This is a genomic window from Ponticoccus litoralis, assembly GCF_039769985.1.
Classification (GTDB): Bacteria; Pseudomonadota; Alphaproteobacteria; order Rhodobacterales; family Rhodobacteraceae; genus Ponticoccus; species Ponticoccus litoralis.
Genome location: NZ_JBDNCH010000002.1, coordinates 3,386,549 through 3,402,805 on the forward strand (window position 1 = coordinate 3,386,549; position 16,257 = coordinate 3,402,805).

The window sequence follows — 16,257 nt, forward strand, 5'->3', positions numbered from 1 at the left end:
TTTCAGCGCCTGCGGAGGCCGGTGTGGCCCGCGGTCCTGACGGTGCGGGCGGCGGCGCGGGGTTCTCGCTGGCCGATCAGGTGTTCAACGCGGGTTCGGTCGGCGATCTGGCGCGGGAATATGCCGTTCTGCCCGGCTTCGATGCGGAGCGGTTCCGGGACGCGGCGCTGTCGGGTTTGGAGGGGCGCGGCTTCATGGAGCGGCTCGACTGGCTCGCCGACTGCATCGAGGCGCAGATGCCCGCGCGGTTCCCCGAGATGGCCGAGCGGCTGGAGGCGGCCATGGTGCCGCCTCTGGACCCGAGGCTGCGAGACGACGACTTTGGCCGCTTCATCCACGCGGTGCCGGGCATCCTTGCGGTGCGCCACGGGCTGGAGGCGTACCGCGAGCGCGCGCTCGACCTGATCCATGCCGCGACGCAGCGGTTCTCGATGGAATACGCGATCCGGCCCTTCCTGAACCGCTGGCCCGACGAGACTCTGGCGCGGCTGGATCTCTGGGCCGGGGACGACAATTACCATGTCCGGCGGCTGGTGAGCGAGGGCACGCGCCCGCGCCTGCCATGGGCGAAGAACATCACGCTGGCGCCCGAGGTGCCGCTGCGCTTTCTCGATCGGCTGCACGCGGATCCGGCGCGCTTTGTCACGCGGTCGGTGGCGAACCACGTCAACGACCTGTCGCGGCTGATGCCGGATGTGGTGGTGGCGCGGCTGGCGCAGTGGCGCGACGCGGGCCGTCAGGCGCCGAAGGAGATGGACTGGATCACCCGCCATGCCCTGCGCACGGCGGTCAAGCGCGGCGAGCGCGGCGCGCTGGATCTGCTGGGTTACCGCGCCGGTGCCGTGCGGGCGCGGCTGGTGGGCCTGCCCGCGCGGCTGCGCATCGGCGAGGCGCTGCCGGTGGCGGTGGAGATCGAGAGCGACCAGCGCCTGCCGGTCATGGTGGACTACCGCCTGCGCTTTGCCCGGCCCGGGGGCTCGGTCGAGAAGGTCTTCAAGCTGAAGACCGGGGTGGCCGAGCCGGGCAAGCCCTTGCGGCTGGAGAAGCGCCACCGCCTGAAGGGCAACGCCACGACCTTCCGGCTGTATCCCGGAGAGCACGGGGTGATCGTGCAGGTCAACGGTCAGGACGTGGCCGAAGGGGTGTTCCGGCTGGAGGAGGCGGGCGCGGCGTGACAGCGGCGCCGGGGGGAGCTGTCCGTCAAGGGCTGCGGCGCCGGGAAGGGGCGGGCACAAGCCCCGCCCGCACCCGCATCGGGCGCGTGCCCGAACCGGCCTGCATCCGCAGGGGGGCGTCCCCTTCCGCGGTCTGTGTCCGGTTGGTCCACGTCCGGCCCGCCCTTGCGCGGACACCGCCGCAGGCCGTCAGGCCTGCTGCCAGCGGTGCTCCAGCGCTTCCAGTGCGGCGATGCGTTCCTGCGTCTTGGGGTGCGACATCAGCCAGGCAGGGACAACCCCGGCGCGGCTTTGCGTCAGCGCCTCGAGCTTGGTGAAGAGGGTCTTCTGCGGCCCTGTCCCGATCCCGGCCTTGGTCAGCAGCGCGGCGGCATAGGCGTCGGCCTCGTATTCGTCCGAGCGTGACAGCCGCGCCGCCAGAAGCGTGGTCAGCATGTTGGCGATCCAGATGCCGATGCCGGGCAGGATGCGGCCCAGCACCATGGCCAGCGCCGCGCGCAGGGCGTTCTGGCCGGAAAAGTCGATCATCCGCCGCCGCGAATGCCCCAGCGCCACGTGACCCAGCTCATGGGCGATCACGCTGGACAGCTCTTCGGCGCTGACCTCGCCGCTTTGATACTTGCGGTAGAACCCGCGGGTGATGAAGATCCGCCCGTCCGGCGCCGCCAGCCCGTTGACCGGGTCAATTTCGTAGATGTGGACCTTGATCCGGGGCAGGTCCAGCGCCTCGGCCATGCGGTCGGTCAGCGTCTTGAGGCGCGCGTCGGCCAGTTCGGTCGACCGTTCGTCCAGCTCGCGCGAGGTCCGCCAGACCGAAAACCGATACATGGCGAGAGCGTAGAGGATGGCCAGCAGGATCGGGGTAAACTTCAGCATGTCGGGAATATGGGGCCGAAACGGTCGGCGGGGAAGGGAGAACGGTCGATTCGGCGCAGGCTTTCGAAGGGATTCCTGCGGGCAGGGAGGCCCCTTTTCCCAAACAGGTTGCTTTGGTTCGGCCCAAAGCAATCTTGAAGGGACAAGTCGCGCGTCGGCGGGCCGTGCAACGGCGATCCGCCACATCTGGAAGGCACATTGTCGCGGCAAACCCGCAAGCCCTCAGTCAGGCCGCGCCTTCATCGGTCAAATCGCCGGGCCCCGGGGCGGCCCGGCGATGCGCGGCGGCTTGCAGCCTTGTCCCGCGCCAGGTGTCCGATCACCCCAAGCCTACCCGAAGGTCGCGCCGAAGCTCTCGCGGTAAAGCGCGGACAGCTCTGCCAGCGGTGCCTCGGAGCCGCCCATCTTCACCGCGTCGCCGGCGAAGCGGCCAACGGTCGTCAGCGCCACGCCGGCCTGACCGGCGGCAATCATCAGCGCCTCGGCGCTGTCGAAGTTGCAGGCGATCAGGTAGCGGCCCTGATCCTCTCCGAAAAGCTCCGGCGTGTCGCCGCTGGTCAGGGTCACGCCCACGCCCGAGGCCTCGGCCATCTCGAAGGCGGCCGGGGCCAGTCCGCCGTCCGAAAGATCGGTACAGGCGCGGATCAGGGCGCGGTTGGCGCGGATGAACTCTCCGGCGGCGCGTTCGGCGGCAAGGTCCACGGCGGGGGCGTCGCCATCCTCGCGCCCGAAGACCTCGTACAGCAGTGCGGACTGGCCGAGGTGGGACCCGGCAGGCCCCAGCAGCAGGGCCACATGGCCGTCGCGCGCAAGGTCGATGATCGGCTCTTCGCCGGCCGCGATCAGGCCGACGGCGCCGATGGTCGGGGTGGGCAGGATCGCCGCGCCGTCGGTTTCGTTGTAGAGCGAGACGTTGCCCGAGACGATGGGCATGTCGAGCGCCGGGCAGGCCTGCCCGATGCCGTCCAGAGCGCCCACGAACTGGCCCATGATCTCGGGCTTCTCGGGGTTGCCGAAGTTGAGGTTGTCGGTGGTGGCCAGCGGCCCGGCGCCCACGGCGCAGAGGTTGCGGAAGGCCTCGGCCACCGCCTGCTTGCCGCCCTCAACCGGGTTGGCGCGCACGTAGCGCGGCGTCACGTCCGAGGTGAAGGCCAGCATCTTCTCGGTGCCATGCACGCGGATCAGACCCGCGCCGAAGCCCGGCGTGCGCACGGTGTCGGCCATGACCTCGGCTGTCGTACTGGTCGTAGACCCATTGTTTCGACGCGTAGTTGGGCGAGGCCAGCAGCGCCTTCAGCCCGTCGATGGGGTCGATGCCGGGCACGTCGGCCATCTCTGCCGCCGGTTCGGTCGGCTGCCACGGGCGGTCGTATTCCGGTGCGGAGGACGACAGGCGCGAGAGCGGCATGTCGGCCTTCACCTCGCCATTGTGCACGATCAGGAAACGGTCCTCGGCGATGGTTTCGCCGACGATGGCGAAGTCGAGGTCCCACTTGTCGAAGACGGCCTTGGCCTCGGCCTCTTTCGCCGGGTCGAGGACCATCAGCATGCGTTCCTGCGACTCGGACAGCATCATCTCGTAGGCGGTCATGTTGGCTTCGCGCTGCGGCACCCTTTCAAGGTCGAGGCGGATACCCAGCTGGCCCTTGTCGCCCATTTCCACCGCCGAGCAGGTCAGGCCTGCGGCGCCCATGTCCTGGATCGAGATGACCGCGCCGGTCATCATCAGCTCGAGCGTGGCTTCCATCAGGCGCTTTTCGGTGAAGGGGTCGCCAACCTGCACGGTGGGGCGCTTTTCCTCGATGCTCTCGTCGAACTCGGCCGAGGCCATGGTGGCGCCGCCGACGCCGTCCTGGCCGGTCTTGGCGCCGAGGTAGACCACCGGGCGCCCGACGCCCGAGGCGGCGGAGTAGAAGATCTTGTCGGCATCCGCGAGACCGGCGGCGAAGGCGTTCACCAGGCAGTTGCCGTTGTAGGCGGGGTGAAAGCGGACCTCGCCGCCTACGGTGGGCACGCCGAAGGCATTGCCGTAGCCGCCGACACCCTCGACGACGCCATGCACCAGCTGGCGGGTCTTGGGGTGGTCCTTCTCGCCGAAGCTGAGCGCGTTCATCGCCGCGATGGGCCGGGCACCCATGGTGAAGACATCGCGCAGGATGCCGCCCACGCCGGTCGCCGCGCCCTGGTAGGGCTCGATGTAGGAGGGGTGGTTGTGGCTTTCCATCTTGAAGACCACGGCCTGCCCGTCGCCGATGTCGACCACGCCGGCATTCTCGCCGGGGCCGCAGATGACCTGCGGGCCGGTGGTCGGCAGCTTCTTCAGGTGGATCTTCGAGGACTTGTAGGAACAGTGCTCGTTCCACATCGCCGAGAAGATGCCCAGTTCGGTGAACGTGGGCTCCCGGTTCAGGATGCGGAGGATCTCGGCATATTCGTCCGGCTTGATGCCGTGTGCCTCGATCAGGTCTTCGGTGATGGCCGGTTCCTGCATGTCTTTTCCCCGCATCTGACGTCGCGGCGACGTGTAGGGCAAGGCGCGGCGGGGGGCAATGGGGCGCGCGCGGGGAAGGGGCTCTGCCCCCGCTGCTGCGCAGCCCCCCGGGATATTTCCGGACAGAAGAGGCCGGAGGGCGCAGCGGAGCGGGGGAGGATGCCGAAAATTCAGGCAGGGGTGGCGGTGCGGGGGATTTTTCGCGCGGCAGGTCTTGACCCGGGGGCGCTGCTCGACGAGCGTTCCGCACCGTGGCGGGTGTCTTCTGGCCCATGTCCCTGAACCCGGGGCCATGGCGGCGCGGCGCAAAAAAAGGCCGAGCACAAAGCTCGGTACGAAGTCCAACAGGGAGGTTGAAAATGACGCGCCGTGAGGCGTTTCATCTTCATCTGCCGAATATGTCATCGGGCTTGAGTCAATCAAGCCAAATCATGTCGCAGGTGCAGCAATCCGGCTATGCGTTGTGTGCAAGTCACACTGCGGTTGTGCTGAATTGACGCCGGGTCAGTCGTCACCCATGGCGCGCCGCTGGCGGCGGTGGGCGATGATTTCCTCTTGCACGAAGTCGCGGAAGGCCGAGACGCGCTTCGACTGGCGCAGTTCCTCGGGGTAGGCGAGGAAGACCGGAACCTCGTTCGATTCGATCTCTGGCAGGACGCGGACGACACTCGGGAAATCCTCGAGGATGTAGTCGGGCAGCACGCCGATGCCGAGATTCGAGATCACCGCCTGCAGCACGCCGAAGTAGTTGTTCACCGTCAGCTTGGCCGGCACGTCGTAGGACAACAATTGCTGGACCAGCTGCGCGCCCGCGGTCACCTGCGCCGAGGTCGGGCTTTGTGCGATCAGGCGATGGGTCGACAGATCCTCCAGCCGTTGCGGCTTGCCGTTGGCGGCGAGGTAGTCCGGCGAGGCGTAAAGGCGCATGCGGATGCTCATGAGCCGCTTGCGCACCAGGTCGGCCTGGCTGGGTTCCTTCATGCGGATGGCCACGTCGGCCTCGCGCATGGGCAGATCGAGCACGCGCTCCTCGAGCATCAGGTCGATGTTGAGGTCGGGGTATTTCTCATACAGCTTGGTCAGGCGCGGCGCCAGCCAGAGCGCGCCGAAGCCATAGGTCGTGGTGACCTTCAGTTCTCCGAAGACCTCTTCCTCGCTGTCGCGGATGCGCGCGGTCGCCGCGTCGATGCGCTTGTTCATCGACTGGGTGGCGTCGAACAGAAGCTCGCCCTGTTCGGTCAGGATCAGCCCGCGGGCATGCCGGTGAAACAGCGTCGTGTTCAGCGCCTCTTCCAGCGCGCGGATCTGCCGCGACACGGTAGGTGCGACAGATGCAGCGAGATCGCCGGCGTGCGTCAGGCTCCCCGCGTCCGCCACCGCGTGGAAAATTCTAAGCTTGTCCCAGTCCATGATACGAATGCTCCTCGCCACGCGCAGTATACGACAGAATCCTCAAGGGAAATGGCATCTTTGGGTAACTTAGCCGTATGTGATCGATTTTACTATGAAGGTCAGCAATTGTGACCTAGATTTGGGGCAGAACGCTGCTAGTTTCATCAAGGGGAGGCCAGGATGACCAAGCACGAGATTTCCCTCAGCGACCGATTCGACCTGTCGAAGGACGATGTGCTGCTGAACGGCACGCAGGCGCTGGTGCGCCTGATGCTGATCCAGAAAGACCGCGACCGGGCGGCGGGGCTGAACACCGCCGGTTACGTGACCGGCTACCGGGGGTCGCCCGCGGGGGCGGTCGATCTTCAGATGAACAAGGCGGCGAAGCAGCTGCACGCCGCCGACGTGCTTTTCAAGGAAGGGCTGAACGAGGATCTCGCGGCCACGGCGCTTTGGGGCAGCCAGCAGGCGGAGCTGCGCGGCGAGGGGCGCTTCGACGGGGTCTTCGGGCTGTGGTACGGCAAGGGGCCGGGGGTGGACCGGTCCGGCGACGTGATGCGGCACGCCAATATGGCCGGGACCTCGCCGCATGGCGGCGTGCTGATGGCCATGGGCGACGACCACACCGGCGAGATCCTCGACCGTGCTGCACCAGTCGGAATGGGCGCTGGTGGATGCCTATATGCCGGTGGTCTCTCCGGCGGGCGTGCAGGAGGTGCTGGACTACGGAGTCTACGGCTTTGCCCTGTCGCGCTTTGCGGGGGTCTGGGTCGGGCTGAAGACCATGAAGGACACGGTCGAGGCGACGGCGGTTGTCGACGGGCGTCCGGACCGCATGACGCTGGTCACGCCGCAGGATTTCGCCATGCCCGAGGGCGGGCTGAACATCCGGCTCGGCGACACGCCGCACGCGCAAGAGACGCGGATGATCGACTACAAGCGCTTCGCGGCAGAGGCGTTTTCCCGCGCCAACGGCATGGACAAGCGCGTCTGGGGCAAGCCCGGGGCCAAGATCGGCCTTGTCGCGGCGGGCAAGAACTGGCTCGACCTCGTGCACGCGCTGACCCTGCTGGGCATCGACGAGGCAGAGGCAGAGCGGCTGGGCATCACCACCTACAAGATCGGGCAGGTTTTTCCGCTGGATATGCAGGGCTTTCACGACTGGGCCGAGGATCTGGACCTGATCGTGATCGTCGAGGAAAAGCGCAAGCTGATCGAGGTGCAGGTCAAGGAGGCGATCTTCGACGACCGCCGGGGCCGCCGCGTCTATGGCTGGTACAAGGGCGGCGCCGGCAACATGCACCGCGAAGAGCTGTTCCCGACCCGGGGCGCGCTTGATCCCACGTGGATCGCGCAGAAGCTGGGCGAGATCCTCGTCGAAGAGGGGCGCGGCACCGACAGCGTGAAGGCCGGGCTTCAGGCGCTGGCCGAGGCGCGGACCGCGGACAATGCGCAGGACATCGCCGCGCGCACACCGTGGTTCTGCGCGGGCTGTCCGCACAATTCCTCGACCAAGGTGCCCGAGGGCAGCCGCGCCTATGCGGGCATCGGCTGTCACTACATGGTGCAGTGGATGGATCGCGAGACCACCGGCTTCACCCACATGGGGGCCGAGGGCGCGAACTGGATCGGCGAGGCGCCGTTTTCCAGCCGTGGCCATGTCTTCCAGAACCTCGGCGACGGGACGTACAACCATTCCGGCGTGATGGCGATCCGGGCGGCGCTCGCCGCGGGGGTCAATATCACCTACAAGATCCTCTTCAACGATGCGGTCGCCATGACCGGCGGCCAGAAGAACGAGGGCGGGCTGACGCCGCAGCGGATCGTGGCGGAACTGCGGGCCATGGGGCTGCGCGACGTCTTTGTCGTCTACGACGAGAAGGAAGAGGTCGACCTTGGCGCCTTCCCCGTCGGTGTCGAGAGCTTCGAGCGGGCCGAGATGCCGGCGGTGCAGGAACGCTGCACCGGGATCGTGGGTGTCAGCGCAATTGTCTATATCCAGACCTGCGCCGCCGAGAAGCGCCGCCGTCGCAAGCGCGGCCAGTTCCCGGACCCGGACAAGCGCGTCTTCATCAACACCGATGTCTGCGAGGGCTGCGGCGATTGCGGGGTGCAGTCGAACTGCGTGGCCATCGTGCCCGCCGAAACGGAACTGGGCCGCAAGCGGGCGGTGGACCAGTCCGCCTGCAACAAGGACTTCTCCTGCCTGAAGGGCTTCTGCCCCTCTTTCGTCACGCTGGAGGGCGCGCAGGTGAAGAAGGCGGCGACCACGGCGCTGGATCTGCCCGACATGCCCGCGCCCGCGCTGCCCGCCATCGACAAGACCTGGAACGTCATCGTCACCGGCGTCGGCGGCACCGGGGTGGTGACCATCGGCGCGGTGCTGGCGCAGGCGGCGCAGATCGACGGCAAGGGCGCCGCGATGATGGAGATGGCGGGCCTCGCCCAGAAGGGCGGCGCGGTCCATATCCACCTGCGCCTTGCCGAGCGCCCGGCGGACATCAGCGCCGTGCGGGTCGCCACCGGAGAGGCCGATGCGCTGATCGGCGGCGACCTGGTGGTCTCGGCGGGGGCCAAGACGCTGGGGCTGACCGGCACCGGGCGCACCGGTGCGGTGGTCAACAGCCACGAGATCGTCACCGGAGAATTCACCCGCAACACCGAGTTCACGCTGCCCGCCGACCGCCTGCGGCTGGCGCTGGAGGCGCGGATGCAGGACCGGCTGGCGCTCTTCGACGCCTCGGAGCTGGCCCGCGTGGTCATGGGGGATTCGATCTTCTCCAACATGATGATCCTCGGCGCCGCATGGCAGCAGGGGCTGGTGCCGCTGAGCCACGAGGCCATCGCGGCGGCGATCGAGCTGAACGGGGCGGCGGTCGAGAAGAACCTGCGCGCCTTCGAGGTCGTACCGCTGGGCCGTGCTGCACCCGCAGGAGGCCGCCCGGATCGGCCAGTCCGAGGTGGTCGAGCGCCCGAAGTCGCTGGACGAGAAGATCGCCTTCCGCGCCGATCACCTGACGCGCTACCAAGGGCGCCGTCTGGCGAAACGGTATCGCAGGCTGGTGGAGGGCGTCACCGATCCGCGCCTGAAGGAGGCGGTGGCCAAGGGCTATCACAAGGTGCTTGCCTACAAGGACGAATACGAGGTCGCGCGCCTGCACCTTGCCACCCGCGACAGGGTCCGCGAGGCCTTCGACGGCGATCCGAAGATGACCTTCCACCTCGCGCCGCCGATCTTCTCGAAAGAGGGCTCGGACGGGCGCCCGGTGAAGAAGCACTACGGCGAGGGCATGCTGACCGCCTTCCGCATCCTTGCCCGGCTGAAGGGCCTGCGCGGCACGCCGCTGGATGTCTTCGGGCGCAGCGCAGAGCGCCGCATGGAACGCGCGCTGATCGCGCAGTACGAGGCCGACATGGCCGAGTGGCTGCCCAAGGCGGCGCCGGAGACCTTGGATGCTCTCGTTGCGCTGGCGGAGCTGCCCCTGCAGATTCGCGGTTTCGGCCCGGTCAAGGCGGCGAACGAGGCCCGGGCGTCGAAGCGGCGCGAAGAGCTTCTGGCGGTGTTGCGGCAGGGCGGCGCGCCGCTGGCGCAGGCAGCGGAGTAGGCGGGAAGGCCCTTCGAAGGGCCTTTCGGGAAGCGGCTTCGAAGCCGCTTCCCCCGACAAAACCCGGCGACATGAAACCTTTACGGTTCTGTTACACAGACTCGCCACAAGGTCCGGACGGCGCTAGACAGCCGGACTCAACCAGCAAGGGGCTTCACCGTTGCCGAACCGGCGTCAGATCGCGCGCGACATCTCTTATTCCTACTCGGCCAGCACGCGGGGCGGGCGGGCGATGATCCGCCTGATGGAGAATGCCACCGGGCGTCTGGGCCTGATCCGCCGCGCCGAGGGCTACGAGGCAGAGGTCGAGCGCGACCGCGACTTCTGGGAGGTCATGGTCGAACGCTACGGGCTGGCGCTGGAGGTCACGGGCGGCGCGCTGCACAACCTGCCCGCAGAGGGCCCGCTGGTGGTGATCGCCAATCACCCCTACGGCATCCTCGACGGGCTGATGCTGGGGCACATCCTGTCGGTCGTGCGCGGCGATTTCCGCATTCTCGCCAACCATGTGTTCCGCAAGGCCGAAGAGCTGGACCGCATCGTCCTGCCGATCAACTTCTCCGAGACAAGGGCGGCGGTGCAGGAAAACCTCGCCACCCGCAAGGAGGCGCTGCGCTATCTCTCGGAGGGCGGCTGCATCGGCGTCTTCCCGGGCGGCACCGTGGCCACGGCAGAGCGGCCCTTCGGTCGTCCCATGGACCCGGGCTGGCGCACCTTCACCGCCAAGATGATCGCCCGGTCGAACGCCACGGTGGTGCCGATCTACTTCGACGGCCACACCTCGCGGCTGTTCCAGCTGGCCAGCCACCTGCACGTCACGCTGCGCATGGGGCTGCTGATCAAGGAGTTCCGCAAGCGCGTCGATACGCCGGTGCGCGTGGCCATCGGTGCCCCCATCGCGCCCGACCAGATCGCGGCGCGCGCCGGCGATCCGCGCGCGCTGATGGATTTCCTGCGGCGCGCCACTTATGAGCTTTCCCCGGTGCCGCTGAGGTCTTACGATTACGGCTTCGAGTTCGAGGAAAAACACAAGGCGCGGCATTAGAACGGGTCGATTGCACGGCGGGACATAGCGGATCGGGCCGTTGCGGTGGCGATCCGGTTCCCACCCCGATCGAGACGAACGAGCGCGCCGGGAGAGGCAAGATGGCAGTAGGGATTTTCGATTCCGGGCTTGGGGGACTGACGGTGCTGGACGCGGTGTCGAAGCGTCTTCCCGACGTGCCCTTCGTCTACTTTGGCGACAACAGTCACGCGCCTTACGGGGTGCGCGATGCGGATGACATCTATCGCCTGACCACGGCGGCGGTGGAACGGCTCTGGGCGGCGGGCTGCGACCTGGTGATCCTCGCCTGCAACACCGCAAGCGCGGCGGCGCTGCGCCGGATGCAGGAATCCCGGGTGCCGCGCGACAAACGGGTGCTGGGCGTCTTCGTGCCGCTGATCGAGGCCCTGACAGAGCGCCAGTGGGGCGACAACTCGCCCCCGCGCGAGGTGGCGGTGAAACATGTGGCGCTGTTCGCGACGCCCGCGACGGTCAGCAGCCGCGCCTTCCAGCGCGAACTGGCCTTCCGCGCCATCGGCGTCGATGTCGAGGCGCAGGCCTGCGGCGGGCTGGTCGATGCCATCGAAGAGGGGGACATGATCCTTGCCGAGGCGCTCGTGCGCAGCCATGTCGACGCGCTCAAGCGCAAGCTGCCGCATCCCGAGGCGGCGATCCTCGGCTGCACCCATTACCCGCTGATGGACGAGGTCTTTCAGGACGCGCTGGGGCCCGAGGTCTCGGTCTATTCGCAGGCCAATCTGGTGGCGGCCTCGCTGGCGGATTACCTGACGCGCCATCCCTCGATGATCGGCCCGGGGACGGAAAGCGGGTTCCTGACCACCGGCGACCCGGCCCGGGTGTCGCGCAATGCCACCCAGTTCCTGAAGCGGCAGATCGTCTTCACCAAGGCCTGAGCGGTTCCGCTTGGTGGTTGCCCGAGGCGGCAGGGGCCGCGTCGCCGCTTCTGCGCGAGGCCTGGGCGCCTTGGTTTGTGCCGGTCATGGTCGGGGGCCGTCCGCGTCGCGGGCGGCACCGACCGGGGTCCGGCAGGCTAGCCGGTAGAGGTTCGCGCGCTGGCTGGAGCCGCCCCTGTGGCAGCCGGGTTTTCCGTTGCGGACCGGCATGACCTGACCGCCCGCACGATTGAGCGATCCCGCCGCGGGGCATCCGGGTGCCGGGTCAGCCGCCGTGTACCGGGTAGCCCTCTGCGTCGCGGGTGTGGCGCGAGGGGCCGACATCGCCCTCCCACCAGGTCCGCCGGAGGCCGTGGTAGACCGGCACCGTGCTGCCGGTGCGGTAGGGTATCAGTTGGTCGCGCCTGTAGGCGAGGCTCTCGCCGCTGTGGCCCGCGCTGTCGCGCCATTGCAGGCGGTAGCGGTGTTCGCCGTTGACGGTCCAGCCTGTCTTTTTCAGCCCGGTCACCTCGGCCCTGTCGCGGCGCCCGTAGCGCCGGGCGCGCAGCGCGGCGACCGTCTTGCTGCCGGGGAACCAGAGCGCCCCCAGCATGAGCAGCCCGAAGACCGCGCCGATGACCTGCGTCACGGTGGCGGCGCTGCGGTTCTGGCCGCGCCGGGTCTCGATCCGCGAGGGATCGGATTGCAGATACCAGACCGGGATGTCGTCGCCGATCCGGGTGCGGTTGTAGAGCCCGCTGCCGACCGAGGGTTTCAGGCGCATCGGGCGGCCGCCGTCGGTCTCGAAGTCGATCTCGAGGTAATAGGTGATGGTCTTGTCGCCGTCGCTGTCGGTGCTTTCGGTGTAATAGCGGTCGATCACCCGGGCGCGGGTCTCGATGCCTTCGGCCTCGAAGCGTTGCGCAAGGCCAAGGGTGAGGTGGCTGACAAGGGTCAGCAGCAGCAGGACGGACCCGCATATCAGCGCCAGCCATCCGCCCATGCGCCAGAACAGGCGCAGGAATGAGACCGGGTGATCCTGTGCGACATGGGCCATGGGGTGTCCTTCGACGGGGGGCGTGCCCTGACAGGGTGGCGCTTGTCGGCGGTGGTGGCAAGTCGGGCATTCCCTGCCTGGGCCCTCGGCCCGTGACGCCCGCCGCATCCGGTGCGGCGCAGGCTGTCACCGCCCACCGCGGGGTGGGTCCCGCGCGCCTTTGGCGTTGATTGCCGGGCAGGGGGCGGCTATCTGTTTGCCAAAGGAGACGTCTCATGGCCCCAGCGCCCATCCAGGTATTGCGACGACAGTGACCGTTGGGGCCGTTTCGCGGCCTCCCTTCCTTTGCCTTCCATCATGACGCGGCGCGCGAGGCGCCTCAGACCAAGGGGACCCACATGTCTCATTCCATCGCCATCATCGGCGCTTCGGGCTATACCGGGGCAGAGCTTATCCGGCTTCTGGCCACGCATCCCTCTTTCGAGATCAAGGCGCTGGCCGCGAATTCGAAAGCCGGGCAGGGCATGGGGGCGGTCTTTCCGCACCTGCGCCACCTCGACCTGCCGGACCTCGGTGACATGGGAAGAGATCGACTTCGACGCGATCGACCTGTGTTTCTGCGCCCTGCCGCACAAGACCTCGCAGGAGGTGATCTCGAAGCTGCCGAAGACGGTGAAGATCGTCGACCTCTCGGCGGATTTCCGGCTGCGCGACCCCGAGGATTACCGCAAGTGGTACGGCAACGCGCATGGCGCCACCGAGATGCAGGAAGAGGCGGTCTACGGCCTGACCGAGTTCTACCGCGAGGCCATTGCGGAGGCCCGGCTGGTGGCGGGCACCGGCTGCAACGCGGCGACGGGTCAGTATATCCTGCAGCCGCTGATCGAGCGCGACCTGATCGACCTCGACGAGATCATCCTCGACCTGCAATGCGGTGTGTCCGGCGCGGGCCGGTCGCTGAAGGAAAACCTGCTGCATGCAGAGCTGTCCGAGGGCACCAATGCCTATGCGGTCGGCGGCACGCACCGGCACCTGGGCGAGTTCGACCAGGAATTCAGCGCGCTGGCAGGGCGCCCGGTAGAGATCCAGTTCACCCCGCACCCGGGGCCGTTCAACCGGGGCATCCTTGCCACGGCCTATGTCCGGGGCGAGGCGGAGGCGGTGCTGGAGGCGCTGCAGCAGGCCTATGCCGAGGAACCCTTCGTCGAGGTGCTGCCGATGGGCGAGACCCCGTCGACGCATCACGTCCGGGGGTCCAACTTCGTGCATATCGGGGTGGTCGCGGACCGGCGCCCGGGGCGGGTGATCGTCGTCGCGGCGCTGGACAACCTGTGCAAGGGATCCTCGGGGCAGGCCTTGCAGAATGCCAACCTGATGCTGGGGGTCGAAGAGACCGCCGGTCTGATGCTGGCGCCCTGTTTCCCCTGAACGGGCTGCGGCGGGGTGATCCGGCGGGGCGCCTTCGGCGCGCATCCCCTCTTGGGGGCTGAGGCCCCCAAACCCCCGCCGGGGCGCTGCCCCGGACCCCGCGGTACTTTCGCCAAAGAGAAGGGGGCTGCGGCAAAAGGCGCGGTCTCTCGCAACATCGGGCCGCGTGGACTATATTGCGCCCGAGTGCCGGAGAGGGAGGTGACCTGTGGCCCTGATGTCCCTGAAGAAGAAGCGCCGCGTGCAGGTGATCGCGCTGGCGGCGGTGGCCCTGATCGTGTCCAGCGGGCTGATCGGCTATGCCATGCGCGATGGCATCAACTTCTTCCGCTCCCCCAGCCAGATCATGGCCGAGCCGCCGCAGCCCGGCGAGGTCTTTCGCATCGGCGGGCTGGTCGAGGAGGGCACGCTTGTGCGCGGCGCGGGCAGCGAGATCCGCTTCAGCGTGACCGATGGCGGGGCGACGGTGCCGGTGGTCTTTTCCGGCGTGCTGCCGGATCTTTTCGAAGAGAACCAGGGCATGGTGGGGACCGGGCGGTATGTCGACGGGGTCTTTCAGGCCTCGGAGATCCTGGCCAAGCATGACGAGACCTACATGCCGAAGGAAGTCGTGGACGCGCTGAAGGAGCAGGGGGTCTACCAGGACCCGGAAAGCTGACGGAGCGCGCAGGGGTGGGTGCGGCTCTGTTCGGGTCGGTGTCCGAGTGGCGGCGCGGGCCTCGGTGGCCGTGGCATGGCGGGCCTGCGACTGATGCCGCGCAGGGCTTTGTTCCCGAGGCGTGAGGGAGACTGAGGCGCCGGACTGTTCGCAGGGCAATGAGGACGAAACCTCTGCCGTGCCGGAGCCGCGGCTATCGCCTATCGCAAGACCTGACCCTGCGCGGGCTGTTCAGCCCGACCGCTGCGCCGCCTTCCGGCCAAGCGGGAAAGGCCCGGGGGCCAGACGTCGAACCGGCCCCCTGCGGCAGGGGCCGGTCCGTATCTGTCGTCAGCGCAGGATCGAGCGGCCCGCGTAGATGGCGGTTTCGCCCAGCATCTCTTCGATGCGGATCAGCTGGTTGTACTTGGCCAGCCGGTCAGAGCGCGCCAGCGAGCCGGTCTTGATCTGGCCGCAGTTGGTGGCGACGGCGAGGTCGGCAATGGTGGCGTCCTCGGTCTCGCCCGAGCGGTGCGACATGACATTGGTCATGCGCGCGCGATGCGCCATCTCGACCGCCTGCAGGGTCTCGGTCAGGGTGCCGATCTGGTTGACCTTGACCAGCATCGAGTTGGCGGCGCCTTTCTCGATCCCCATGGCGAGGCGCCGGGGGTTGGTGACGAAGAGGTCGTCGCCCACAAGCTGGACCTTGTCGCCCAGCTTTTCGGTCAGCAGGGTCCAGCCCTCCCAGTCGTCCTCGGAACAGCCGTCCTCGATCGAGATGATCGGGTAGTCCGCGACCAGCGCGGCAAGGTAGTCGACATTCTCGGCGATCGACAGCGATTTGCCTTCGCCCTTCATCTCGTAGGTGTTGTCGCGGAAATACTCGGTCGCGGCGCAGTCGAGCGCCGGGTGGATGTCCTCGCCCGGCTTGTAGCCCGCCTTCTCGATGCTTTTCAGGATGAAGTCGAGCGCGTCGCGGGTGCCCTTCAGTTCGGGCGCAAAGCCGCCCTCGTCACCGAGGCCGGTGGACATGCCCGCCGCCGAAAGCTCTTTCTTCAGCGTGTGGAAGACTTCCGACCCCATGCGCACGGCTTCGCGGATGTTCTCCGCGGCGACCGGCATGATCATGAATTCCTGGATGTCGATGGGGTTGTCCGCGTGCTCGCCGCCGTTGATGATGTTCATCATCGGCACCGGCAGGGTGCGCGCCGAGGCGCCGCCGACATAGCGGTAGAGCGGCTGGCCGGTGTAATCGGCGGCGGCCTTGGCCACGGCAAGCGAGACGCCGAGGATCGCATTGGCGCCCAGCCTGCCCTTGTTCTCGGTGCCGTCGAGCTCGATCATCGCCATGTCGATGCCGACCTGATCGATGCCGTCGAAACCGACGATGGCCTCGGCCAGTTCGCCGTTCACGGCGGCCACGGCCTCCAGCACACCCTTGCCCATGTAGCGCGCCTTGTCGCCATCGCGGCGCTCGACCGCCTCATGCACGCCGGTCGAGGCGCCCGAGGGCACGGCGGCGCGGCCCATCGTGCCGTCTTCGAGGGTCACGTCGACCTCGACGGTGGGGTTGCCCCGGCTGTCGATGATCTCGCGGGCATGGATGTCGATGATGGTGCTCATGGGGCAACCTCCGGTGGATTGAGTCGCGTGCAGTCATAGCAAACGCGGGGGAACGTGCAAATGTTACGGCGTTAGCGATAACGGGTCGGGGA

Annotated in this window: 8 protein-coding genes and 3 pseudogenes; 6 read left to right on the forward strand and 5 right to left on the reverse strand. The window is 67.8% G+C overall.

Going from position 1 to position 16,257, the window contains the following annotated elements; translation table 11 throughout:
* The first annotated feature begins 23 nt into the window (after positions 1-23).
* Positions 24-1,175 carry a hypothetical protein gene (locus ABFB10_RS17850; protein ID WP_347167523.1) on the forward strand — a complete coding sequence of 384 codons (1,152 nt, stop codon included), beginning with the start codon at positions 24-26 and terminating at the stop codon, positions 1,173-1,175.
* Positions 1,176-1,364: 189 nt separating this feature from the next.
* Here the strand turns inward: ABFB10_RS17850 and ABFB10_RS17855 are convergent, their stop codons facing one another.
* The 3 genes and pseudogenes from ABFB10_RS17855 to ABFB10_RS17865 all read right to left on the reverse strand — a co-directional run bounded on the left by ABFB10_RS17855 (position 1,365) and on the right by ABFB10_RS17865 (position 5,952).
* On the reverse strand, positions 1,365-2,051 hold the full coding sequence (locus ABFB10_RS17855; protein ID WP_347167524.1) for a M48 family metalloprotease: 687 nt from the start codon (positions 2,049-2,051) through the stop codon (positions 1,365-1,367).
* A gap of 330 nt (positions 2,052-2,381) precedes the next feature.
* A pseudogene (gene purL / locus ABFB10_RS17860) lies at positions 2,382-4,542 on the reverse strand (phosphoribosylformylglycinamidine synthase subunit PurL).
* A 504-nt stretch (positions 4,543-5,046) separates the two neighbouring features.
* Positions 5,047-5,952 carry a LysR family transcriptional regulator gene (locus ABFB10_RS17865; protein ID WP_347167525.1) on the reverse strand — a complete coding sequence of 302 codons (906 nt, stop codon included), beginning with the start codon at positions 5,950-5,952 and terminating at the stop codon, positions 5,047-5,049.
* 162 nt (positions 5,953-6,114) lie between these two features.
* Between ABFB10_RS17865 and ABFB10_RS17870 the strand changes: the two are divergent.
* From ABFB10_RS17870 to ABFB10_RS17880, 3 genes and pseudogenes are all read left to right on the forward strand, one after another.
* Positions 6,115-9,539: pseudogene (locus tag ABFB10_RS17870) on the forward strand (indolepyruvate ferredoxin oxidoreductase family protein).
* 160 nt (positions 9,540-9,699) lie between these two features.
* Positions 9,700-10,584 carry a lysophospholipid acyltransferase family protein gene (locus ABFB10_RS17875; protein WP_347167526.1) on the forward strand — a complete coding sequence of 295 codons (885 nt, stop codon included), beginning with the start codon at positions 9,700-9,702 and terminating at the stop codon, positions 10,582-10,584.
* A 101-nt stretch (positions 10,585-10,685) separates the two neighbouring features.
* Positions 10,686-11,498 (forward strand): glutamate racemase, encoded by an 813-nt coding sequence (locus ABFB10_RS17880; protein WP_347167527.1) that lies wholly within the window; start codon positions 10,686-10,688, stop codon positions 11,496-11,498.
* A 265-nt stretch (positions 11,499-11,763) separates the two neighbouring features.
* Here the strand turns inward: ABFB10_RS17880 and ABFB10_RS17885 are convergent, their stop codons facing one another.
* Positions 11,764-12,534 (reverse strand): DUF3592 domain-containing protein, encoded by a 771-nt coding sequence (locus tag ABFB10_RS17885; RefSeq protein WP_347167528.1) that lies wholly within the window; start codon positions 12,532-12,534, stop codon positions 11,764-11,766.
* 338 nt (positions 12,535-12,872) lie between these two features.
* Here ABFB10_RS17885 and argC point away from each other — a divergent pair.
* Together argC and ccmE are read left to right on the forward strand one after the other, a co-directional pair.
* Positions 12,873-13,902, forward strand: a pseudogene (gene argC, locus ABFB10_RS17890) (N-acetyl-gamma-glutamyl-phosphate reductase).
* A 214-nt stretch (positions 13,903-14,116) separates the two neighbouring features.
* Positions 14,117-14,560, forward strand: a complete 444-nt coding sequence (gene ccmE, locus ABFB10_RS17895; RefSeq protein ID WP_347168058.1) for a cytochrome c maturation protein CcmE — start codon at positions 14,117-14,119, stop codon at positions 14,558-14,560.
* Between the two features lie 330 nt (positions 14,561-14,890).
* Here ccmE and eno read toward each other — a convergent pair whose 3' ends face one another.
* Positions 14,891-16,165, reverse strand: a complete 1,275-nt coding sequence (gene eno / locus ABFB10_RS17900) for a phosphopyruvate hydratase (protein ID WP_347167529.1) — start codon at positions 16,163-16,165, stop codon at positions 14,891-14,893.
* Positions 16,166-16,257 lie beyond the last annotated feature (92 nt).